16 protein-coding genes are annotated in these 22,303 nt (G+C 75.8%); 11 read left to right on the plus strand and 5 right to left on the minus strand.

Features of this window, described 5'->3' with window-relative positions; genetic code table 11:
• The first annotated feature begins 57 nt into the window (after nucleotides 1-57).
• Nucleotides 58-1,041, plus strand: a complete 984-nt coding sequence (locus GWJ10_RS14145; protein ID WP_024841193.1) for a ribose-phosphate diphosphokinase — start codon at nucleotides 58-60, stop codon at nucleotides 1,039-1,041.
• 3 nt (nucleotides 1,042-1,044) lie between these two features.
• Here the strand turns inward: GWJ10_RS14145 and GWJ10_RS14150 are convergent, their stop codons facing one another.
• Nucleotides 1,045-3,741: a hypothetical protein gene (locus GWJ10_RS14150; protein WP_163188142.1), complete on the minus strand. Its 2,697-nt coding sequence runs from the start codon at nucleotides 3,739-3,741 to the stop codon at nucleotides 1,045-1,047.
• Between the two features lie 136 nt (nucleotides 3,742-3,877).
• Here GWJ10_RS14150 and GWJ10_RS14155 point away from each other — a divergent pair, with 136 nt between their 5' ends.
• The 7 genes from GWJ10_RS14155 to GWJ10_RS14185 all read left to right on the plus strand — a co-directional run bounded on the left by GWJ10_RS14155 (nucleotide 3,878) and on the right by GWJ10_RS14185 (nucleotide 11,863).
• A complete protein-coding gene (locus tag GWJ10_RS14155) occupies nucleotides 3,878-4,522 on the plus strand; it encodes an SIMPL domain-containing protein (protein ID WP_241005819.1) in 645 nt (214 codons plus the stop codon).
• A gap of 68 nt (nucleotides 4,523-4,590) precedes the next feature.
• The gene (locus GWJ10_RS14160; protein WP_163188146.1) at nucleotides 4,591-5,313 is read left to right on the plus strand and encodes a GPP34 family phosphoprotein; all 723 of its coding nucleotides are present in this window, start codon (nucleotides 4,591-4,593) and stop codon (nucleotides 5,311-5,313) included.
• 163 nt (nucleotides 5,314-5,476) lie between these two features.
• The gene (locus GWJ10_RS14165) at nucleotides 5,477-6,619 is read left to right on the plus strand and encodes an acyltransferase (RefSeq protein ID WP_163188148.1); all 1,143 of its coding nucleotides are present in this window, start codon (nucleotides 5,477-5,479) and stop codon (nucleotides 6,617-6,619) included.
• Between the two features lie 349 nt (nucleotides 6,620-6,968).
• Complete coding sequence (locus tag GWJ10_RS14170; RefSeq protein WP_061268693.1) at nucleotides 6,969-7,595, plus strand: 50S ribosomal protein L25/general stress protein Ctc; 627 nt, start codon at nucleotides 6,969-6,971, stop codon at nucleotides 7,593-7,595.
• Between the two features lie 120 nt (nucleotides 7,596-7,715).
• Nucleotides 7,716-8,318, plus strand: a complete 603-nt coding sequence (gene pth / locus GWJ10_RS14175; protein ID WP_061268692.1) for an aminoacyl-tRNA hydrolase — start codon at nucleotides 7,716-7,718, stop codon at nucleotides 8,316-8,318.
• A 135-nt stretch (nucleotides 8,319-8,453) separates the two neighbouring features.
• Nucleotides 8,454-10,733, plus strand: coding sequence for a glycosyltransferase (locus GWJ10_RS20085; protein ID WP_163188150.1), 2,280 nt, complete (start codon nucleotides 8,454-8,456; stop codon nucleotides 10,731-10,733).
• Complete coding sequence (locus GWJ10_RS14185) at nucleotides 10,730-11,863, plus strand: glycosyltransferase (protein ID WP_163188152.1); 1,134 nt, start codon at nucleotides 10,730-10,732, stop codon at nucleotides 11,861-11,863. The genes GWJ10_RS20085 and GWJ10_RS14185 overlap by 4 nt, the downstream gene beginning before the upstream one ends.
• On the opposite strand, the gene GWJ10_RS14190 is transcribed toward GWJ10_RS14185, so the two are convergent.
• From GWJ10_RS14190 to GWJ10_RS14205, 4 genes are read right to left on the minus strand one after another with little or no spacing between them, the layout of a single operon-like run.
• Entirely contained in the window at nucleotides 11,794-12,807 is a 1,014-nt protein-coding gene (locus GWJ10_RS14190; protein ID WP_163188154.1) for a glycosyltransferase, read from the minus strand. The two genes, GWJ10_RS14185 and GWJ10_RS14190, sit on opposite strands and share 70 nt — an antisense overlap.
• A complete protein-coding gene (locus GWJ10_RS14195; protein WP_163188156.1) occupies nucleotides 12,791-14,110 on the minus strand; it encodes a phenylacetate--CoA ligase family protein in 1,320 nt (439 codons plus the stop codon). The genes GWJ10_RS14190 and GWJ10_RS14195 overlap by 17 nt, the downstream gene beginning before the upstream one ends.
• Nucleotides 14,107-15,129: a glycosyl transferase gene (locus tag GWJ10_RS14200; RefSeq protein ID WP_163188158.1), complete on the minus strand. Its 1,023-nt coding sequence runs from the start codon at nucleotides 15,127-15,129 to the stop codon at nucleotides 14,107-14,109. The genes GWJ10_RS14195 and GWJ10_RS14200 overlap by 4 nt, the downstream gene beginning before the upstream one ends.
• Before the next feature lie 14 nt (nucleotides 15,130-15,143).
• Nucleotides 15,144-15,905: a CDP-alcohol phosphatidyltransferase family protein gene (locus GWJ10_RS14205; protein ID WP_163188160.1), complete on the minus strand. Its 762-nt coding sequence runs from the start codon at nucleotides 15,903-15,905 to the stop codon at nucleotides 15,144-15,146.
• 205 nt (nucleotides 15,906-16,110) lie between these two features.
• On the opposite strand from GWJ10_RS14205, the gene GWJ10_RS14210 reads away from it, so the two are divergent.
• The 3 genes from GWJ10_RS14210 (at nucleotide 16,111) to GWJ10_RS14220 (ending at nucleotide 22,255) form a co-directional block, all read left to right on the plus strand.
• Nucleotides 16,111-17,091, plus strand: a complete 981-nt coding sequence (locus GWJ10_RS14210; protein ID WP_241005820.1) for a glycosyltransferase family 2 protein — start codon at nucleotides 16,111-16,113, stop codon at nucleotides 17,089-17,091.
• Nucleotides 17,088-17,819: a hypothetical protein gene (locus GWJ10_RS14215; protein WP_163188162.1), complete on the plus strand. Its 732-nt coding sequence runs from the start codon at nucleotides 17,088-17,090 to the stop codon at nucleotides 17,817-17,819. The genes GWJ10_RS14210 and GWJ10_RS14215 overlap by 4 nt, the downstream gene beginning before the upstream one ends.
• Nucleotides 17,820-17,947: 128 nt before the next feature.
• On the plus strand, nucleotides 17,948-22,255 hold the full coding sequence (locus GWJ10_RS14220) for a LamG-like jellyroll fold domain-containing protein (RefSeq protein ID WP_163188164.1): 4,308 nt from the start codon (nucleotides 17,948-17,950) through the stop codon (nucleotides 22,253-22,255).
• Nucleotides 22,256-22,303 lie beyond the last annotated feature (48 nt).

A 22,303-nucleotide genomic window follows, 5' to 3' on the forward strand; every position in this document is an offset into this window, starting at 1 on the left:
CCAGCCGACCTCAGACCTACCCCGCACCCGGAAACCCCACCGAAGGAACCCACTGGTATGAGCAGCACGATCGCCGGCAACGGGGAGAAGTCCCTCGTCCTCGCCTCGGGGCGCGCGCACCCCGAGCTGGCCAACGACGTCGCGCGGGAGCTGGGCATCGACCTGCTGCCCACGACCGCGTACGACTTCGCGAACGGCGAGATCTACGTCCGGTTCGGCGAGTCGGTGCGCGGCTCGGACGTCTTCATCCTCCAGAGCCACACCGCGCCGATCAACCAGTGGATCATGGAGCAGCTGCTCATGGTCGACGCCGCGAAGCGCGCCTCGGCCCGCACGATCACGGTCGTGCAGCCGTTCTACGGGTACGCCCGCCAGGACAAGAAGCACCGTGGTCGCGAGCCGATCTCGGCGCGCCTCATGTCCGACCTGTTCACCGCCGCGGGCGCCGACCGTCTCATGAGCGTCGACCTGCACGCCGCGCAGACGCAGGGCTTCTTCGACGGGCCGGTCGACCACCTGTGGGCGATGCCGATCCTCACCGACTACGTGCGCTCGCGCGTCGACACGTCGAACGTCACGGTCGTCTCGCCCGACGCGGGCCGCATCCGCGTCGCCGAGCAGTGGGCCGCGAAGCTCGGCGGCGGGCCGCTCGCGTTCGTCCACAAGACGCGCGACGTCACGCGCCCGAACCAGGCGGTCGCGAACCGCGTCGTCGGCGACGTCGAGGGCCGCGACTGCGTGCTCGTCGACGACCTCATCGACACCGGCGGCACGATCGCCGAGGCCGTGCGCGTCATCCTCGCCGCGGGCGCGCGGTCGGTCATCGTGGCCGCGACGCACGGCGTGCTGTCCGACCCGGCGGCCCAGCGCCTGTCCGAGTGCGGGGCGAGCGAGGTCGTCATCACGGACACCCTGCCCATCGCCGCCGAGAAGCAGTTCCCGCAGCTGACGGTGCTCTCCATCGCGCCGCTCATCGCGCGCGCGATCCGCGAGGTGTTCGACGACGGCTCGGTCACCTCGCTGTTCGACGGCAACAGCTGAGGCTCAGCCCAGCCACCCGGCCAGCGCGGCGCGCAGCCGGTCGCGCTCCGACGGGGTGAGCCGCAGGCGCACGACGCGCGACCGCACGGCGCGGGCGACGTCGTCGGGAAGCCCCTCCTGGGGCAGGGCGCCCACGTCGTGCGCGAGCAGCACGTCGAGCACGTCGCAGCGGCCCGGGAGCGCCGGGAGGTCCGCCGCGAGGTGCGCGGCGGCGCGCACCCTCGCGGCCTCCTCGGGCGTCGTCCCGAGGAGTGCCGCGAGGTCGGGCGGGGAGACCGCCACGATCCGCTGCTCCGTCGTCAGGCCCCACGCGCGCAGGGCCGGCGCGTACCGGGCGAACGGCGCGACGGCGAGCAGGTCGAGCGGGTCCTGGCCGAACTCCGCGGCGTACTCCGGCCGCTCGCGGTACGCGGCCAGCATCGGGTCGTCGTGGAGCCACGTGCGCAGGTCGGCGAGCACGACCGCACGCCGCAGGTGGTCGGTCGTGCGGAGCGCGTCCGCGGCACCGAGCGGCGTCGTGCGGACGGCGTACGTGCACGCCAGGTTGTACTCGCCGGTCGGCGTCGTGGGGGACGGCGCGTCCGCGCCCTCGGGGTCGCGGGCCAGGGCGGCCCGGTAGGCGCGCCGCAGGCGCTCCCGGGGCGTCTCGGCCGTCTCGCTCGGCTCGGCCCGCTCGCCCGGCTCCGTCCCCGGTGCCGTCGACACCCGTTGCGGTGCCACGGGCTCCAGCGCCCGGGCCGCGACCTCCGCCTGGAGGTAGAGGCTGTCGACGGCGTCCTGGAGCCGGACGACGAGCGCGTCCTCCCGCCCCGCGGCACGCTCCACCGCGAGCGCCTCCAGCAGCGCGCGGACCGCGTCGACGGCGGTCGCGTCGAGCCTGCCCGCCGGGTCGTCCCCGTCGCGGCCCGGGGCGAAGCATGCGTTGACCGTCGTCGCGGCGCGCGAGTACTGGGCCCGCAGCCGCAGCGAGCGGTACCCGCTGCGGCCCTCGCTCCGCGTGACGAACCGGTCGAGCCAGCGGCCGTACGCGTCGAGGTCCTCGCGCAGGGTGTGGTGCCGGCCCTCGGCGTGCGCGAGGGCGACCTGGGCCAGGTCGTTGCGCGGGTCGACGTCGACGGCGCGCGCGAGGAGCTCCCGCTCCCGGTCCGGCGCGTCGGTGAGGTCGCTCTGGGCGACGTACTGGAGGGCGAGGCTGCGCCACGACGTCGCCCCGCACAGCCCCTCGAAGCCCGCGTGGTGGCGTGCCAGCGTCAGCAGCACGACGGCCGCCGCGGCGCGGTAGAGGTCGACCTGCGCCGCGGCGGCGGCCGACGTCGGGTCGTCGGGGTCGAACCGCAGGAGCCCCGCCCGGTCGAGCGCGGCGGAGCCCGCGGCCCGTCCGTTCCTGGTGACGACGACGGCCAGGTGGTCGGCGTCCCGCTCCTCGACCGTGACCCGCCAGGGGACCGAACCGACGACGCCCTGGGCCAGGCTGACGACCGCCTTGACGAACGCGCCCTGGGGCAGCTCGGACAGCGCGGACCCGCTGAGGGCGCTGATGTCCGTGCCGCGGGGCACCTCCAGGCCGCGCGGCGGCTCGGCGCCCAGCTCGCCCAGGAGCGCGACGAGGCGCGCCCCGCCCGTCCCCTCGTGCGACGTCGTCCGGTCGCCCGAGCGGCCCGACGTCACCTCGATCGTCAGCCGCAGCCGGGTCGCGAGGACCGTGGCGACGAGGAGCACGCCGAGCGCCGCCAGGACGGCCCCCGCCACGAGGGACCCCGCCGCGACGGGCCCTGCCGCGACAGTGCCCGGGCTCCCGAGGGCGCGGGCCGACAGCACGACGACCGCGACCGCGGCGACGCCGGCCACGGCGGTCGCCCACGCCCACCAGCGCGTGCGGTCGTGGCGGGCACCCGGCGCGACGAGCCGCCCGAGGGCGAGCGCCACCGCCACGACACCGGCGACGAACCCGAGCACGAGGACCACCACCGCGAGGGTCGCGCCCGCGACGCCGGAGCCCGTCCATGTGCTCGCGCCCGCGGCGGGACCCCACACGAGGAGCGCCGCGCCGGCGACGAGGGCGCCCCACCCGGCGGCGCCCGCGCGCACGCGCTCTCCCGCGGACAGGACGGGCCAGCGCAGCGTGACGGGGACGACGAGCCGCGCGACGACGGCGAGCACGAGGACGCCGACGAGGATCGCGAGCAGGAGCGGACCCAGGGGGGAGACCGCCTCGACGAACCCGTCCCAGGCGGACGCCGCGCGGTCCGGGACCGTCGTCTCCTCCTCCTGCGCCGCGCGGACCACGGCGGCGGCCCGCGCGTCCTGCGCGTCGAGCGCGAGCGCCTGCTCCGCGCGGGCCTGCGCGGCGGCCCAGGACTCGGCCTCCCCGGACGTCGGCCGCGCCCCGCCGGGCTCGAGGGCCTCCGCCTCGGCGGCGAGCGTCGCGGCGGTGTCCCGCGCGGCGACCGCCGCGTCCTGCACGTCGGCGCACGCCGTGGCCCGCGCCGCCGGGTCCGCGGGGGACGTGGCCGTCGCGCGGTAGGCGTCGACCAGCGCGACCGCGTCCCGGGGGCGGGAGTCGTCGAGCAGCGCGAGCGCGTCGGCGCACGCGCGCGGCGTCGTGGCGGCCGGGTCGGTGCCCGCGGCGTCCGCGGCGGCCACCCCCGGGGCGGGGGCGAGCGCGACGAGCAGCGCGGCGAGCGCGAGGAGACGTCTCACGCGGACCTCCCGGGTGCGGGACGGGCACGACGTCGTGCCCCTCTGACACGAGAGTGGCAGGCCGCGGGCCGTCCGTGCCGCGCTCACCCGGGTGAAACGGGGGCGACCCCGGGCGGTCCGTGCGAGCATGACGGCCATGAACGGCTCTGGGGTGACGACCACCGGTCAGGGAGCGGTGACGGCCACGCCGGACGTCGCCGTCGTCGAGCTCGGCGCCGAGGCGAGCGCGCCCGGCGTCCAGGACGCGCTCGACCGCGCCAACGCCGGGCTCGCCGCGGCGCGGGACGCGCTCGTCGCGCACGGCGTCGCGCCGTCCGACCTGCGCACGTCGCAGACGTCCACGTGGACCGAGCAGCGCGAGGACGGCCCCCGCACGACCGCCCGCCTCACGCTGCGCGCGACGCTGCGCGACGTGGGGGCGAGCGGCGAGGTCGTGCGCGCCGCGCTCGACGCCGCCGGCCCGGTGGGCCGGCTCGACTCGACCAGCCTCGCCGTGGGGGACCCCGGCCCGCTCGCGGCCGCGGCGCGCGAGGCCGCGTTCGCCGACGCCCGCGCCCGCGCCGAGCAGTACGCCCGCCTCGCCGGACGCTCGCTCGGCCCGGTCGTCGAGGTCCGCGAGGACGACGGCGCACCCGCCCCGGTGGCACGCGTCATCGCGGCGAAGGCGACGAGCGACGCGCTCGTCGTGGAGCCCGGCAGCCAGGAGGTCCGCGCGACCGTCACCGTCCGGTGGGAGCTCGCCGACCCGGCGGAGCGGGGCCCGGCGTCGCCGACGGCGTGAGACCTGCACCGGGCACCGGTGACAAACGGCAGGTGCCCGGCCCCGTCGCCCGGCCCTAGCGTGGACGCATGCTCATCCTCGAGGACTACCTGCTGCTCACGCTCGACGACGTGACCGGGAAGGCCGTCGTCGACGCCTCGTACCGCGAGCAGGTCGCCGCGGGCGCCCTGCTCGTCGAGCTCGCGCTCCTCGGCCGGGCCGACCTCGCGGGCGACGGCGACGGCGGCCGGGTGGGCCGCATCGTCGTCCGGGACGCGTCCCCGACGGGCAACGCGCTCCTCGACGAGGCGCTCGACGTCGTGCGGGCGCGCGAGGGCTCCACGCCGAAGGCGCTCGTGGCGCCGATCGCCAGGCTCCGGCCCGCCGCCCGCGCGGTCGCGGCGCTCGCGGAGCGCGGCGTCCTGCGGCGCGAGGAGGGCCGCGTGCTCGGCATCTTCCCGACGACGCGCTTCCCCGCGGCGGACTCCCGCCACGAGGACGCGGTGCGGGCCGACCTGCAACGCGTCCTCGTCGAGGGGCAGGTGCCGGACGCGCGCGCGGCGGCGATCGTCGCGCTGCTCGCCGCGACGGGCCAGGCCGGCCGGGTGCTCGCGGCCGGCGGCACGGACGCCGACGGCGGGCCCGGACGCACCGCCGCGGGGCGTCGCGACGTCGACGCCCGGGCGCGCGAGATCGCGCGCGAGAGCTGGGCGAGCGAGGCCGTGCGCGCGTACGTCGAGGAGGTGACCGCGGTGATCCTCGTCGGCGCGACCGTGGCCACGACCGTCGCGACGACCACCGCGACGGGCTGAGCGCACGATCTCGCCCGGGTGAAATGACGGCGGGGCCCTCGTGGCCGTCGCCGTCGCGAGGGTAGGTTCGCACGGTCCGCGTCGGTCCCGACGGCCGGGGGTCTCCCGGTCCGGTCGTGGCAGCGCCCGCGCGGTCCCGCCCGCAGCGTCCGGAGGTGACGACGTGCCCCGGCAGCAGACCGCCGAGCGAGTGCGCCTGCGCTGGCCCGACGCCGCGCGCGGCCTCGCGATCCTGCTCGTCGTCGTGCTGCACGCGACGCGCGCGCTCGGCGACCTCGACCTCTCCGGCGCCTGGGGCACGGTCCTGGCCGGGTGGGACCGGGTGAACGCGGCGCTCGGCACGATGCGCATGCCGCTCTTCTTCGCCGTCGCGGGCCTGTTCGCCGGGAAGTGGGTCCGCGGGCCCTGGCGTGCGCTGCTCGCCTCGAAGGTCGCGCTCTTCGCCTGGCTCCTGCTCCTGTGGCCGTTCGTCCGGGCGCTCGGCTACCTCCTCGGGGCCGTCGTCGCGGGCGACCCCGACCCGGTGCACGAGGCGCTCGTCGGGCTCGAGCTCCCGCCCGGCCTGGCCGACGACGGCGGACCCGCCCTGCAGGTCGGCACGGCCGCGCTCTCGGCGTGGGTGTGGCCGTCGGGGATCCGCTGGTTCCTCTGGGCGCTCGCGGTGTTCTTCGTCGTCGCGAAGCTGCTCTCGGGGCTGTCCCCGCGCGTACAGCTCGTCGGCGCGGCGGCCGTGTCGCTCGCGGCGTTCGCGTTCGCGCTCGAGCTGCCGAACAACGCCTGGGACAGCGCGCCGAAGTACTTCGTCTTCTTCCTGGGCGGCCTCCTCCTGCGCGACCGCGTCCTGGGGCTGGCCGAGCGCCTGACGCTGTGGACCGGCGCGGGGGTCGTCGCGCTCTGGGTCGCGGGCTGCGTGCTCGCGGCGCACGTGGCGTCGGGCGTCCTGCTGTGGGTCGTGTGCGTGCTCGGGGTGGCCGCGGGCATCGTGCTCGGCGTCGCGACGAGCGGCCTGCGGCCGCTGCGCGCGCTCGGGACGCGGACGCTGCCCGTCTACCTCACGCACATGCTCGTCATCCACGCGATCCTGCTCGTCGGCGGCGACGCGCTCGACGCCGTGCCCGCCCCGGTGGCCGCGCTCGCGCCGCCCGTGCTGGCGCTCGTCGCGACCCTGGCCTCGGTCGGCGTGCACGCCGTCGTCTCCCGGACCCCGGTCTACTGGCTGTACGAGCTGCCCCGGAGCCTCGCGCGCCGCCTCGCCGGCCGGCCCGCGCCCCGTCCCGAGACCGCCCGGGCCGACGCGACGCCCTGACGCCCTTCCCGACGACGGCCGCAGGCCTCGCGGCCGCGGCTCCGGGTCCGGCGGCGGGGAGCGGGTTTCCGACTCGCGCCGCGCCCGGGTACAGTTATCAGGTTGCCTCGGCGAGGGACGTCTGACGGCCGGCAGCGCTGGACCGGTGAGCACACCGGCGGCGCGGGACCGCACGTGTCAGCCAGACCTGTTGGATCTCCGTTATCGACTGGGCGGTCGTCCTCCTGCGCGCCCGTCACACGTCCCGCGCCGACGCAACCGCCCGTCCGGGAGGCCCTCTCACCGTCCGGACAGCCGACCGTCCCCCACTGGCGGCCGGCCCGCAACGCATCTTCCAGGAGTGATCCACGTGTCCGAGATCAAGCTCGCCGCCGAGGCCCGCACCGAGTTCGGCAAGGGCGCCGCGCGCCGCATCCGCCGCGCCGACAAGATCCCCGCCGTCCTCTACGGCCACGGCAGCGCTCCGGTGCACGTCACCCTGCCGGGCCACCAGACGATGCTGGCGCTCAAGCACTCGAACGCGCTCTTCTCCATCGAGCTCGAGGGCAAGGGCCAGCTCGCCATCGCCAAGGACGTCCAGCGCGACCCGGTCCGCAACGTCATCGAGCACGTCGACCTGCTCATCGTGAAGAAGGGCGAGAAGGTCGCCGTCGAGGTCCCGGTCGCCGTCACCGGCGAGTCCGCCCCCGGCACCATCCACCTCGTCGACCTGCAGACCCTCGCCATCGAGGCCGAGGCGACGCACCTGCCCGAGTCCGTCGAGGTCTCCATCGAGGGCCTCGAGGCCGGCACGACCGTCACGGCGGGCGAGGTGAAGCTCCCCTCCGGCGCGACGCTCACGACGGACCCCGAGCTCGTCGTCGTGACGATCTCCGTGCCGCAGGACAACTCGGCGGACATCGAGGCCGCCGAGGCCGAGGCCGCCGAGCAGGCCGCCGGCTCCGAGGCCGCCGCCGAGGCGACCGCGGGCGAGTGACCCCCGCGCGGACGTCGTCCGCGCCATGCTCTCGTCGAGGCGTCCGGCACCCTGGTGCCGGACGCCTCGTGCGCGTCGGGAGCCGGGACCGTGCAGGACGTCAGCGAAGGAACGGTGCACATGAGCGACCAGCCGTGGCTCGTCGTCGGGCTCGGGAACCCGGGCCCCGGCTACGCCGGCAACCGCCACAACCTCGGCCACATGGTCCTGGACGTCCTCGCGGGCCGGGCCGGCGCCCGGTTCGCGCGGCACCCGCGCGCGCAGGCCGCCGTCGCGGAGGCGCGCCTCGGCATGCTGCCCGGCGGGCGCCCCGGGCCGCGCGTCGTGCTCGCGAAGCCCACGACGTACATGAACGTCTCGGGCGGGCCCGTGGCGGGGCTCGCGAAGTACTACGGGATCGACCCCGAGCACGTGGTCGTGGTCCACGACGAGGTGGACATCCCCTTCGGCGCCGTCAAGCTGAAGATCGGCGGCGGCGAGGGCGGCCACAACGGGCTGCGCGACATCACCAAGGCGCTCGGCACGAAGGACTACGTGCGCGTCCGGGGCGGCGTCGGGCGCCCGCCCGGCCGCATGGACACCGCCGACTACGTGCTCAAGGACTTCAAGGGCACGGAGGCTAAGGAGCTGCCCTTCCTCCTCGACGACGCGGCCGACGCGGTCGAGATGGTGCTCACCGAGGGGCTGCTCGCGGCGCAGGGCAAGTACCACGCCCGCGCCTGACCCGTCCCGCCGAGGCCTCTCCACCCCGTCCCCGCCGGGGAAATCACCCGGGTGAGGCGCCGGGAACCCGGCCCCACGGGCCCCGCGCACCACTAGCCTCGCAGGAAGGCACAGGGCGGCAGGGCGGGAGTGACGGTGGCGGCGACGCTGAGCATCGCGATGGTGGGCACGCGCGGCGTCCCGGCACGGTACGGCGGCTTCGAGACGGCGGTCGAGGAGGTCGGCTCGCGCCTCGCGGCGCGCGGGCACCGCGTGCGCGTCTACACGCGCACGGGGAACACCGAGGACGTCGTCCGCGAGCACCTCGGCATGGAGGTCGTCACCGCGGGCGCGCTGCGCAGCCGCTCGCTCGAGACGCTGAGCCACACGGCCGTGTCGGTCGCCCACCTCGTCGCGCACCGCACCGACGCGGCCTTCGTCTTCAACGCGGCCAACGCCCCCTTCCTGCCGCTGCTGCGCGCGGCGCGCATCCCCGTCGCGACCCACGTCGACGGGCTCGAGTGGCGGCGCGCGAAGTGGGGTCCCACGGGCCGCCGCTACTACCGCGCGGCCGAGACGACGGCCGTCCGGTGCTCCGACGCGATCGTCGCCGACGCCCGGGGCATCCAGGACTACTACGCGCGCGAGTACGGCGTCCCGTCGTCGCTCATCGCGTACGGCGCCCCGCTGCTCGACGACGACCGCGGCGCGCGCGTCGCCGAGCTCGGGCTGGAGCCCGAGGGCTACCACCTCGTGGTCGCGCGGTTCGAGCCCGAGAACCACGTGCAGGAGATCGTCGAGGGCTACGCGCGGTCCGCCGCGACGAAGCCCCTCGTGGTCGTCGGCTCCGCGCCGTACTCCGCGGAGTACACCGACCGGATCGACCGGCTCGCGCAGGGGGACGCGCGGGTCCGGCTGCTCGGCGCGGTGTGGGACCAGGAGCTGCTCGACGACCTCTACGCGTCCGCGTTCACCTACGTCCACGGCCACTCCGTCGGGGGGACCAACCCGTCGCTCCTGCGCGCGATCGGCGCCGGCGCACCCGTCGTCGCGTTCGACGTGGACTTCAACCGCGAGGTCGTGCGCGACCCCGGCCTCTACTTCCGCGGCCCGCACGACCTCGCCGGGATCCTCGAGGACGCCGAGCGCGACGAGCTCGGGACGCTCGAGCGCGGACGCGCGAACCGCAAGCGCGCCGAGGACTACTCGTGGGACGACGTCGCCGACGGGTACGAGCGGCTCGCACACGACCTCGCGGCCCGGCGGACGCCCGGGCCCTGGCGGACCGCGCGCCGTCGCACCGCGGCCGGGGACCGGCGGGACGCGCCTCGCCCCGCCGCAGCCGCCGACGACCCCGCCCGCGACGACTCTCCCCGCCGAGTCCTGTTCGACGCCTACTGGTGGGACCGGGGGCCGTTCTCGAACCGGTCGGTCCAGCGTGCGCTCATCCACCACTGGCACGAGCGGTTCCCGCAGGACGAGCTCGTGCTCGCCGTCCGCGGCGGGGAGGGCGCCGCGCCGTCGGACCTGCCGCCCGGCGCGCGGACGATCGGGACGCGCCTGTACCCGCACGCGCTGTCGAACGCGGTCGAGCTCGGCCGGCTCGCGCGGACGGTCCACGCCGACGTCGTCGTCGCCCACAACTACACGCCGGTCGGGCGCGTCCCGACGGTGTCGTTCGTCCACGACGTGATGTTCCGCGACCACCCCGAGTGGTTCTCGCGGACGGAGCGCGCGTACTTCGCGCCGATGATCCCGCTCCTGCGTGCGGCGGACGCGGTCGCGACGTCGTCGCGCACGGAGGCGGACCGCATCGAGGGCCGCTCCGGCCGCCCGGTCACGCCCGTGGGGCTGGGCGTGCCGCGCACCCTGACCGACGCCGTCCCGCGCCCGCCCGCGGGGGTCGACCCGGGGCTCCCGTTCGCGCTGTGCGTCGGGCGCCTCAACGTCCGCAAGAACCTCGAGGCCGTGCTGCGCGCCGTCCCGCTGTCCGCGCGGCTGGGGCCCGAGGCGCCCCTCCTGGTCGTCGGGGGAGCCGAGCACTCCGGCGTCGCCCCGGACCTCCCGCCGGGCACGGACGCGCTCCTCGCGAGCGGTGCGGTGCGGCTGCTCGGCGCGATCGACGACGCCGAGCTCGCGTGGCTCTACTCCCGCGCCGCCGTCACGGCGTTCCTGTCGCGCGACGAGGGCTTCGGGCTGCCGGTGCTGGAGGCGACGCACTTCGGCTCGCCGCTCGTGCTGGCCGACACCCCCGTCTTCCGCGAGCTCGCCGACGGCCTCGCGCGCTTCGTCCCGCTCGACGCGCCGTCGCGCGACGTCGCGGCCGCGCTGGACGCCGCCTGGGGGACGATCCCGGACGCCGCGCTGCGCGAGCGGCTGCTCGCCCGGTACGAGTGGGACCGCGTGGTGGAGCGGTTGCGCGGGCTCGTCCCGTGACGCGGCCGCGCGTCGTCGTGCACCTCGCGCACGAGCAGGACCCGGTGGCGTGGCGGGCGCGGTACGCGGCGGGGGAGACCCTGGACCGCACGCCCTACGGCTACGACCTCGCCGCGGGCGCGGTCGACCTCGCGTGGAGCGTGTCCCACCGCGAGCGGCCGTCCGTGGCGCGCGTGCGGCGCGCGCTCGCGGCACGGCTCGGGACCGACGTCGTGCACGCGTGGCGCAACCGCGCGCTCCTGGGGAGCGCCGACGTCGTGTGGACGCACACCGAGCGCGAGCACCTCGCGGTCGGCCTCGTGCGCGCGACGCTGCCCCGACGCCGCAGGCCCGCTGTCCTCGCGCAGTCCGTGTGGCTCTGGGACCGGTGGGACGACCTCGGTCGCGCCCGCCGCCGTCTCTTCGCGGCCGTGCTGCGCGGGCACGCGGTCGAGGCGGTGCACAGCGACGTCAACCGGCGCGTGGCGCTCGACCGGGTGCCCGGTCGGCGGGTCGTCCTCGTCCCGTTCGGGACGGCGCCCGCCACGCGGGAGGGGGGTGCCGCCGGGACCGACGGCCTCGGGACCGCGCCCGAGGTGCTGGCCGTGGGCAACGACCGGGACCGGGACTGGGCCGTGCTGCGCGCCGCGCTCGACCTGCTGCCCGGGGCGACCGCGCGCGTCGCGTCGCGGTCGGCGGCCGCGGCCCGGGTCGCGGTCCCGGGCCGGGTCGACGTCGCGCCGGCGACGGGCCGCGCCGAGCTCGCGCGGCTCTACGCGGGCTGCCGGGTCGTCGTCGTGCCGCTGCGCGAGAACCGGCACGCGTCCGGCGCGACGGCGTGCGTCGAGGCGATGGCGGCGGGCCGCGCGCTCGTCGTGACCGACGCGGGCGGGGTGCGGGACTACGTCGCGGGGACGCGGGCCCGGCTCGTCGCCCCGCACGACGCCGCCGCGCTCGCCGAGGCGGTGCGGCGCGCGCTCGGCCCGGGGGAGGCGACGAGCGCCGCGGACGTCCGGGCGCGGGGTCTGCGGCAGGAGGACTACGTCGCGCGGTACGTGCTGCTCACGCGCGCGCTCGTCGCTCAGGCGGAGATCCCCGCCGCGGTCTCGTCGTTCGAGCCGGTCGCCGAGGAGGCGGGGCTCGCCCCCTGAGGCGTCGCGGCGTCGCGGGCGTACTGCCGGTGCAGGTGCCCGAACGCGCCGGCGACCATGCCCCGGCCCCGGTGGCTCGTGCGCAGACCGCGCGCGTCGCTCTCCAGGTCGCCCGTCCAGCGGCCCCAGACGTGCCGGGCCGCGCCCGCGACGGTGCGTCCCGCGCCCCCGACGAGGGCGCGCGCGCGCACGAGCACCCGGCGCGCGGGGCCTCGGGCGAGGCGGAGCTCGACCTGCACGGCGCTGTTGCCGCCGTTGAACGCGCGCCGCATGGCCCACGCCCGGGTCATGCGCTCGGCCGGGACGAGGTCCTCCGCCTCGGACTCGTTGCACCACACGATCCGGCCGCCCGCGGCGACGAGCGCGCGCGAGAAGAGCGTGTCCTCGCCCCCGGCGAGGCCCAGCGTGACGTCGAACCGGGTCCCGAGCGACCGCACCTGCCGCAGGTCCAGCAGGAGGTTGCCGCTCGCCGCGACCGGGATCTCGATCCCGGTCGGGCGCGGACGACGGCGGAACACGCCCGTCGCGAGGAGCCACGGGTCGGGCTCGTGCGCGAACACGGAGATCACCCGACCCATGACGGCCGCCGGCCGGCCCGTGTCGCGCCACGTGTCGACGAGGGCCGCGAGCCACCGCTCGCGCGGGCGCTCGTCGTCGTCGAGGAACGCGAGCAGGTCGGCGTCGGCCGTCTCGTCGAGCGCGCGGTCGCGCACGGCGGCGATGCCCGGGCGCGGCTCGACGACGTAGCGCACGGGCAGCGGGGCGTCCCGCACGACCTCCCGCGCCGACCCGGCGGGGTCGTTGTCCAGGACGAGCACCTCCACCCGGGCACCCTCCACCTCGGCCACCCGCTCGGGCAGCCGCGCGAGCAGCCCGGCGAGCGTGGCGGGGCGCCGGAACGTCGGGACCGCGACGACCAGCCGGAGCTCAGGAGGGGGCGTCACTGCGGATGAACCTCATCTTCCCGCCCACCTGCGGGATGTGGTCGACGAGCTCGAGCGTCACCGGCACGAGCCCGCGCGTCGCGCGGCGCAGCGTCGCGAGGGCCCGCTCGATGTCGGCGCGCTCGTCGCTCGCCGGGATGCAGCGCAGCGTCACGGCGTAGTCGCGGCCCTGCACGATCTCGAACTGCCGCACCGAGAGCGGTGCGTGGTCGAAGATGTGGCCGAGCGCCCCGGCGATGGTCGTCCCGTCCGGGAGGCGGACGGCGTCGGAGGCCCGCCCCGAGACCGCGCCGAGCCGGGGCAGGGAGCGCCCGCACGCGCACGTCTCCCGGTGGATGCTGCTCACGTCGCCGAGGCGGTATCGCACCACGGGGAACACGCGGTTCGTCAGGTCGGTGACGACGACGTTGCCCTCCTGCCCGTCGGGGACCGGACGGTCGTCGTCGTCGAGGACCTCGACGCGGCGCACGTCCCAGAACACGTGCATCCCGGACTGCTCGGCGCACTCGCCGGCGATCCACGGCACCTCGGCGCTGCGGTAGTGGTCGTAGACGGGCGCCCGGAGCGCCGTCGCGATCTCCGCGCGGACGCCCGGGGCGAGCGGCGCGGCCGTCACCGCGACCGCGCGCGGCGGCGCGAGCTCGATGCCGAGCCGTCCCGTGCGCCGGACCAGCTCCAGCACGCCCCCGCCGTAGCCCAGCAGGAAGGGCGGCCGCAGCCGGTTCCAGCGGCGCGCGAACTCGGTGACCGTCTCGTCGGTGATGCGGAACGCGTCGAGCTGCACGCGGCGGCTCGGGAGCCACTGCAGGTCGTGGCGGACGCGCGCGAGGCCCTCCAGCATGTGCCGGGTGATGATCCCGCGGTCCTCCCACGGCTCGACGCCCCACCACCGGAACAGCCGCCACTCGAGCGCGCGCGCCGGGAAGCGCAGGTCGCGCAGCACGTGCAGGGGGAGGCCCGTGCTGCCGCCCGTGCGCGACGTCGCCGACGTGCGGTCCGTCGCCTCGTCGGTGCGGATCGTGTCGAAGTGCTCGCGCAGGGCGGGCTTGTCGACCAGCGGGAGCGCGTCGAGCACCGCGTCGTCCCGGAGGTCGGCCGCGGTGATCCCGGCGTCGCGGTAGAGGTCCCGGTAGAACGGGCTGTGCTCGGACGCGAACCGGGCGTGCCGCAGGGCGCGCTCGCGCGAGAGCTGCTCCAGCGCCGCCGCCGGGAGGGCATCGTGCCGCACGAACGCGTCGAGCTGGGCCGTGCTGTCCCGGCCCACGACGGCGGTCTTGGCGCGGAACGCGGCCTCGGCGATCACGCGGCTCCCTCCCGCCCGGCGCGGCGGCGCGACCGGCGGCCTGCGAGCGCGGTGCGGTAGGCGCGGGCGTGCGCCGCCCCCGCGTCCGTCCACTCGCGGCGCGACAGGTCCGGGCGCGCGCCCTCCGGGATCGCGGCCGCCTCGGCGAGCGCCCCGACGAGGCGCTCGCCCGTGAGCCGGTCGTCGAACATGAGCACCCACTCGTCGCCCACCTCCTTCGCGAGGGCCTCGTTCACCGCGTTGCGCGGCACGAGGACCGGGCGGTCGAGCGACAGGGCGGCGAGCACGCTCCCGGAGTTGTGCATGAACCGGTAGGCCAGCACCACGAGCTGGGAGCGCGAGGCGAGGGCGACGAGCTCGTCGTCCTGGAGGAAGCGCAGGGTCAGCTCGACGCCGGGCAGGTCCGCGGTCTCCGCGCGCAGCGAGGTCTCGAGCTCGGCCGACGACGGGCGCCCGCCGATCTCCAGGCTCAGGTCGTCGCGCAGGGCGCGCGCCTCGCGGTAGGCGCGCACGAGGTCGCTCACGCTCTTGTAGCGCCGCACGCCTCCGAAGTAGCCCGCCCGTCCGGGGACCCGCTCGTCCCGGGCGTACCGGGCGAACCAGTCGCGGTAGTGGCCGTGGAGGATCGTGGTGCGCGGCTGCTCCGGGGGCAGCTCGGTCGTCTCGTTGAGGACGATGCGGTGGTCCGTCGAGCGGTCGACGCGGACCAGGAGCCAGCGTGAGACGCGCGGGACGTCGGGCAGCTCGACGTTGTGGACCGTCCGCACGACGACCACGCGGCTCAGGCGGTGCCGCACGAGGATCGCGGCGACGAGCGCGTGCTTCGCGGCGGCCTTCCACCACGTGGTGCCCTCGAGCTTGCCCTCGGGCCAGTGCCAGTGGAAGACGTCGTAGCGGCCCACGATCGCCGTGCGCCAGTCGAAGCGCAGGTGCTCCACGGACGGCTCCGCCGCGAGGGCCGCGTCGAGCTGGGTGATGTACGGGTTCGTCGTCGGCCGCGGCGCGCGGAACGACTGCATCACCCGCACCGGCCTCACGAGCGGACCCCTGCCGTCGTCGCCGCGCCGCGTTCGAGGGCCTGGAGCGACCGGTACCACCGCACGGCCGCGAGAGGCAGGACGAGCGCGTTCACGACGGCGAGCGCGGTGTACACGACGAGGAACGCGGAGGGGAGCCACAGCAGCGCGAACGAGAGGCACAGGAAGCCGTAGTCGGTCGGGAGCACCGCGAGCGTGTAGAGCGGGTGCTCGCGGAGCCGGCCCCCCGTCCCGTGCGCGGCCCCGCCCGGCGAGCCCTTGGCGCGGCGCACCAGGTCGACCGCGACGATCCCGAAGAAGAACGTGCTGCTCACGACGCAGAACGCGAGGGGCACGACGAGCCAGGCGGCGTCGACGTCGTAGTACCGGAACCAGCAGACGAGCACCGCGAGGTGCAGGGCCACCGTCTTGAGGGCGTCGAAGAAGTGGTCGAGCCACTCGCCCGCCGCGCTGCCCGACCGCGAGAGCCGCGCGAGCTGGCCGTCCGCCGAGTCGAGGGCGTACCCGAGGACGAGGAGCACGACGGCCGCGAGCGACGACGCGAGCGTCGGCTCGGCGAGCGCGATCGTCGCGATCCCGGCGAGCGTGGTGACCGCGCTGACGAGCGTCACCGCGTCGGGCGTCAGGCCGAGCACGTACGCGCCCGCGGCGAGCGGGCGGCCGAGCGGGCGGTTGACGAAGCGCGAGTACGCGGCCGCGCCGCTCGAGGACTTCTGCGCGTCGTGCAGTCGCGTCATCGCCGCGCCGAACTCGGACATGGGCACCTCGCGAAAGAGACGGGGGGAGCTTCCGGGAAGCGGCGGCGACGGATTGTCTGCCCGCCCCCGACCGTGCCGAGAATCGTATCCAGGCGGGCGCGGGTGAACAGCGGGTGAGGTTGTATCTCGCCCGGGTGAATTCCGGCGTCACGGCCCGACGACGGGCTTAGGATCGCCGCGACGGCCGACGTGCCAGGACCTGGAGGTGACGACCGTGGACGACGTCTCGGACGCCTCCGGCGACCTCGCGATCGTGGTCGTGAGCTACGGCTCCGCCGCGCTCCTCGAGCGCAACCTCGGCGCGCGCGGCGCGGTCGGGGAGGCCCGCGTGGTCGTCGTCGACAACCGGTCGACGACGCCGGAGCGCGAGCGGGTCTCCCGCCTGGCGGACGAGCGCGGCTGGGACCTGCTGACCCCGGCGGAGAACCTGGGTTTCGGCGGCGGTGCCAACCTGGGGATGCGCGCGGCGTTCGGCGCGGGCGCCGCCGAGGTGCTCCTGCTCAACCCCGACGCGACGATCGCCGCGGCCGACGTCCGGACCCTGCGGGCGGCCGTCCAGGACGACCGCCTGCTCCTCGTGTCCCCGGTCGTCCTCACGCCCGCCGGGCGCCGCTGGTTCGGGGGCCTCGACGTCTACCTCGACGACGGCACGTTCCGCGCGCCGTCGCGCCGCGACGAGCACCCGGGCGCCGCGCGCGTGGAGTGGCTCAGCGGCGCGTGCCTGCTCGTCACCCGGGAGGTCTGGGAGCGCACGGGCGGGTTCGACGACGCCTACTTCCTCTACTGGGAGGACGTCGACCTGTCCTACCGCCTGCAGCGCGCGGGCGGCCGGGTCGCCGTCGTCGAGGACGCCGTCGCGGTCCACGACGAGGGCGGGACCCACCGCGACGGCCGGCAGCGGCCGGAGGCCAAGTCGGAGACGTACTACTACTACAACATCCGCAACCGGATGCTGTTCGCCGCGCAGCACCTCGACGAGGTGTCCGTGCGGCGCTGGCGGCGCAGCGCGCCGGGCAACGCCCGCGCGGTCCTGCGGCGCGGCGGCCGGCGCCAGTTCCTGCGGCCGGTCGTCCCGCTGCGGGCGGCCTGGCGCGGGCTGCGCGACGGCCGACGGGCGGCCCGGCAGGGCGCCGCGACGGCGGACCGGCGCGAGCCGGCACGGAGCACGACCGGAGGCGGACGATGAACGCGGAGAACGACGGCGCCCCCGAGGGCGCCACCCGGACGCGGCGGCCCTCCCGCCGTGCCGTCGCGGTGATCGGGGCGGCGGTCGCGCTCGCGGTCGCCGTCACCCTCGTCGTGCTGCAGCCGTGGCGGTCCGACGGCGACGAGTCCCCGGGCGGGACGGTCACGCCCGCGCCGGTCGCCTCCCCGGAGGAGAGCGGCGCCGCCTCGGCCGACGCGACGCCGTCGGACGACGCGAGCGGCGGGGACGGGGCCGCAGCGGCGGGCGGCGACGCGGCCGCCGGGACGGGCGAGGGCGACGGGGGGAACCCGGTCGTCGTGCCCGTGGCCCCCGAGCTCGAGCCGGCCGCGCCCGACCAGACGGTCCAGGCGCCCGACGGCGTCACCGTGCGGCTCGCGCAGGTCGAGCACGTCGAGGGCGAGGCCGTGGCCGCGGGCGAGACGTCAGGTCCGGCCGTCCGGCTCACCGTCGAGGTCACGAACGGGACCGACGCCCCGCTCGACCTCTCCTACGCCGTCGTCAACGCCTACACGGGCGAGGACCGCGCGCCGGCCGGGCGCCTCGTGCAGCCCGGCGGCCGGCCCTTCGAGGGCGAGCTCGCCCCGGGCGAGAGCGGGACGGGCGTCGTCCTGTTCTCCATCCCTGAGGCCGACCGCGACGACGTCACCGTCGCGGTGGAGTACGCGCCGGGCACGTCGACCGTGGTATTTCGCGGCGATCTGTCCTGACCCGCGCGGGAAGGGGCGGTAAATTTCGCCCGCTCGCGCCGTTCTGCGGCCGGTTCTCCGGCGCTACAGTCACAACGTCCGGCTGATGGACCGGCATTTCCGCGGGTCCGCGACGAAGAGAGTGACCCATGAAAAACAATGATGCGAGTCGGACGGTCGTCCAGGGCTCTCTTCGTGGCGCGCCGCCGGGACGGCGACGCGTCGTCGGCCGGGTCGCCGGGCTGACCGTCGCCGCCCTCGTCGCGACGGCCCTCGTCGCGCCGGCGGCCGGCGCGGTCGAGAGCGCGGCGCCCGCCGCCGTCGCGCCCGACGCGCCGGCGGCCGCTGCCGCCACCCCGGCCGACGCGACCGTCCCGGTCACGGCCGACCCCCTGCCCACGACCCAGATCGACGGGATCGTCTGGGCGCAGACCATCGTCGGCGGGCGGGCGTACGCCGGCGGCCAGTTCACCTCGGCACGCCCCGCAGGTGCGGCGGCCGGGACGGGCGAGACCCCGCGCGCGAACATCCTGCGGTACGACGTCGAGACCGGCGTGCTCGACGCGTCCTGGAACCCGGGCACGAACGGCCGCGTCCTCGCGATCTCGTCGTCGCCGGACGGCAAGCGCCTCTACGTCGCCGGCACGTTCACCGAGATCGCCGGTCAGGCGCGCTACCGCCTCGCGGCGTTCGACACCGCGACCGGCGCGCTCGTCTCGAGCTGGAGCCCGGGCACGAACTCCACGGTCTACGACATCAAGGCGACGAACTCCACGGTCTACATCACCGGGGAGTTCTCCAACGTCAACAACACCGCGCGCGCCCGCATCGCCGCGCTGGACGCGTCCACGGGCGCCCTGCTCGGCTTCGCGCCGGAGCTCGCCGGCGGGTACGGCGGCCGCGCGATCGAGATCTCGCCCGACGGCGCCAAGGTGGTCGTCGCGGGCTCCTTCACGAGCACCAACGGGTCGACGAACCCCGGCCGTGGCATGGCGGCGCTCGACGCGACGACGGGGGCCGTGCTCCCGTGGGCCGTCAACTCCGTGATCCGCAACGGCGGCGACAACGCCGCGATCTACTCGCTCGCGTCCGACGGCGACAGCGTCTACGGGTCGGGCTACGACTACGGCGGCAGCAAGACGGACGACGACTTCGAGGGCTCGTTCCGCGCGAGCTGGTCCGACGGGTCGCTCGTCTGGATGGAGGACTGCCACGGCGACACGTACTCGGTGTACCCGGCGGGCGACTCCGTCTACGTCGCGACGCACGCGCACTACTGCGGCAACATCGGCGAGTTCCCGCAGACGGACCCTTGGACGGTGAACCACTCGCTGGCCTTCGCCAAGGAGCCGTCGGACCGCAAGATCACGCCGGACGTCTGGGGCTACCGCAGCTTCACGGGCCAGACGGCGGGCAAGCTGCTGCACTGGTACCCGACGTGGAGCACAGGCAGCGCGTCCGGGATCTCGCAGGCGGGCTGGGACATCACGGCCAACGACAAGTACGTCGTGTACGGCGGCGAGTTCACGCGCGTCGCCGGGGCCCGGCAGCAGGGCCTGGTCCGGTTCGCGCGGCGCGACGTCGCCCCGACGAAGATCGGCCCGACGATCCAGGGCGGGCAGTACACCATCTCGACGCGGTCCCTCGTCAGCGGGAGCGCCCGTATCTCCTGGCCGGCGAACATCGACCAGGACAACGCCGAGCTGACCTACGAGCTGTACCGCCGCGGCACGACCGCCCCGATCTCCACGCAGAAGGCGTCGTCCACGTACTGGGTGCGCCCGACCATGGGCTACACCGACTCCGGCCTCGCGCCGGGCAGCACGGTCGAGTACCGCGTCAAGGTGATCGACGGCGACGGCAACTCCACGGTCTCCAACTGGACGCCGGTCACGATCGCGGCGCAGGGGTCGAGCACGGCCTACAACGACTCGGTGCTCGGCGACTCGCCGGTGAGCTACTGGCCGATGGGCGAGGCGAGCGGGAGCAGCGCGACCGACTGGGCGTCGCTGTCCGACCTCGCGCTCACGAACGGCACGACGCGGGGCGTCGACGGCAAGGACGTGCCGCCGACCGCGAAGGCGACGCGATTCTCGGGCGCCAACGGCGTCTCCGGGAGCACCCCGACCGCGACCACCGGACCGCAGCGGTTCTCCGTCGAGGCCTGGTTCCGCACGACCTCGACGTCGGGCGGCAAGATCGTCGGCTTCGGCAGCTCCAAGACCGGCACGTCGTCGAGCTACGACCGGCACATCTACATGAACAACTCCGGACGCCTCACGTTCGGTGTCTACCCGGGGACCGTCCGCGAGATCACGACGGCCGGCTCGTACAACGACGGCGCGTGGCACCACGTGGTGGGCACGCTCGACGGCTCCGGCATGACCTTCTGGGTCGACGGCATCAAGGCGGGCCAGCGCAGCGACACGACGTCGGCCCAGTCCTACTCGGGCTACTGGCGCGTCGGTGGTGACAGCCAGTCAGGCTGGCCGAGCAGCGGGAGCTCGAACTTCTTCAACGGCACCATCTCCGACGTCGCCGTGTACGACCGTGCGCTCACCCGTGGCGAGGTCTCCGACCACTGGACGGCGAGCGGCCGTCCCGCGGCCGGAGCCACCGCGCCGCAGGACGCGTACGGCCAGGCGGTCTACTCGCTCGAGCCGACGCTGTACTGGCGGCTCGGGGAGTCCTCGGGCTCGGTCGCGAAGGACTCCGGGCCCGACGCGTCCGACGGCTCGTACTCCGGGCCCGTGACGAAGTCGCAGACCGGCGCGCTCACGGGCGTCACGGACACGGCGGTGCGCTTCCAGCCGACGAAGAACGTCTTCGGCACCTGGAACGGCGGGCTCGTCGCGAGCCAGCGCAGCTACGCCAACCCGACCGTCTACTCGGTCGAGACGTGGTTCAAGACCGACACCACGACCGGTGGCAAGCTCATCGGGTTCGGCAGCAGCCGCACGGGCACCAGCTCCAACTACGACCGCCACGTCTACATGTCGGCCGACGGCAAGGTGAAGTTCGGCACGTACGACGGCGCGCAGCAGGTGCTCAGCACCACGGGGTCGTACCGGGACAACGCCTGGCACCACGTCGTGGCGACGCAGTCGAGCGCGGGCATGCGGCTCTACCTCGACGGCGAGCTCGTCGGGTCGAACGACAAGGCCGTGCCCGAGAACAACACCGGCTACTGGCGGCTCGGCGGCGACAACGGCTGGGAGGGCGACACCTACTGGAAGGGCTACCTCGACGAGGCGGCCGTCTACCCGGTCGCGCTCACGCCGGCCCAGGTGAAGCAGCACTTCCAGCTGGGCTCCGGCACCACGCCGAACGTCCCGCCGCAGGCGGTCGTGACGGCGCAGGCCGACGGGCTCACGGTGTCGGTCGACGGCTCGGGCTCGAGCGACCCGGACGGCACCCTGACCGGGTACGCGTGGGACTTCGGTGACGGCGCGACCGGCACCGGGGCGACGGCGACCCACACCTACGACGCGCCGGGGACGTACACGATCACGCTCGACGTGACCGACGACCGCGGGGCGACGGCCACGGCGACGACGTCGGTGCAGGTGCTCGCGCCGAACGTGAAGCCGCAGGCGGCGTTCACGGCGTCCGCGACGGACCTCACCGTCGCGGTGGACGGCTCGTCGTCGAGCGACCCGGACGGCACGATCGCGTCGTACGCGTGGAGCTTCGGGGACGGCGCGACCGCGGAGGGCGCCACGGCCTCGCACACCTACGCGCAGGCCGGGACGTACGCGGTGACGCTCACGGTGACGGACGACCGCGGGGGCACGTCCTCCGTGTCGCACGACGTCGTGGCGACCGCGCCGGCGGAGAACGTCGTCGTGCGCGACACGTTCGACCGTGCGGTGACCTCCGGCTGGGGCACGACGACGTCGGGCGCGGCGTGGTCCGCGCTCGGCGGGGCCGCGGCCTTCTCGGTCGCGGACTCGGCCGGCACGCTGACGATGTCGCCCTCCTGGACGCGCGAGGCGCGCCTGGCGGGGGTCTCGGAGTCGCGGGCCCGCACCGAGACGACGTTCTGGTCGGACGTCGCGTCGGTGGGCGGGACGACGTCGGTCACGCTCGTCGGCCGGCAGGTCGGGACGAGCACGTACTCCGCGCGCGTCCGCCTCGAGCCCAACGGGCTCATGCGGCTGTACCTGCTCCGGGACGAGACGCTCCTCGGGAACCAGCTGCTCCCCGCGACGTACGCACCCGGCACGCGGTACACGGTGTCGATCTCGGCGGTCGGGACGTCCCCGACGACGCTCTCCGCCAAGGTGTGGCCCACGGCGGCCGGCCCGGCGCAGGCGTGGCACCTCGAGGCGACCGACACGACGGCGGCGCTCCAGTCGCCCGGCACGGTGAGCATCAAGGTGGCGGTGAGCTCGGCGTCCACCAACCCGACGACGCGCGTGTCGTTCGACGACGTCAAGGTGGTGCGCGAGCCGTAGGCCCGCCGCCCCCGCACGTCCGCCGGTGCCCCCGGGTCCTCGACCCGG

Source organism: Cellulosimicrobium sp. SL-1, assembly GCF_011033075.1.
Lineage (GTDB): Bacteria > Actinomycetota > Actinomycetes > Actinomycetales > Cellulomonadaceae > Cellulosimicrobium > Cellulosimicrobium funkei.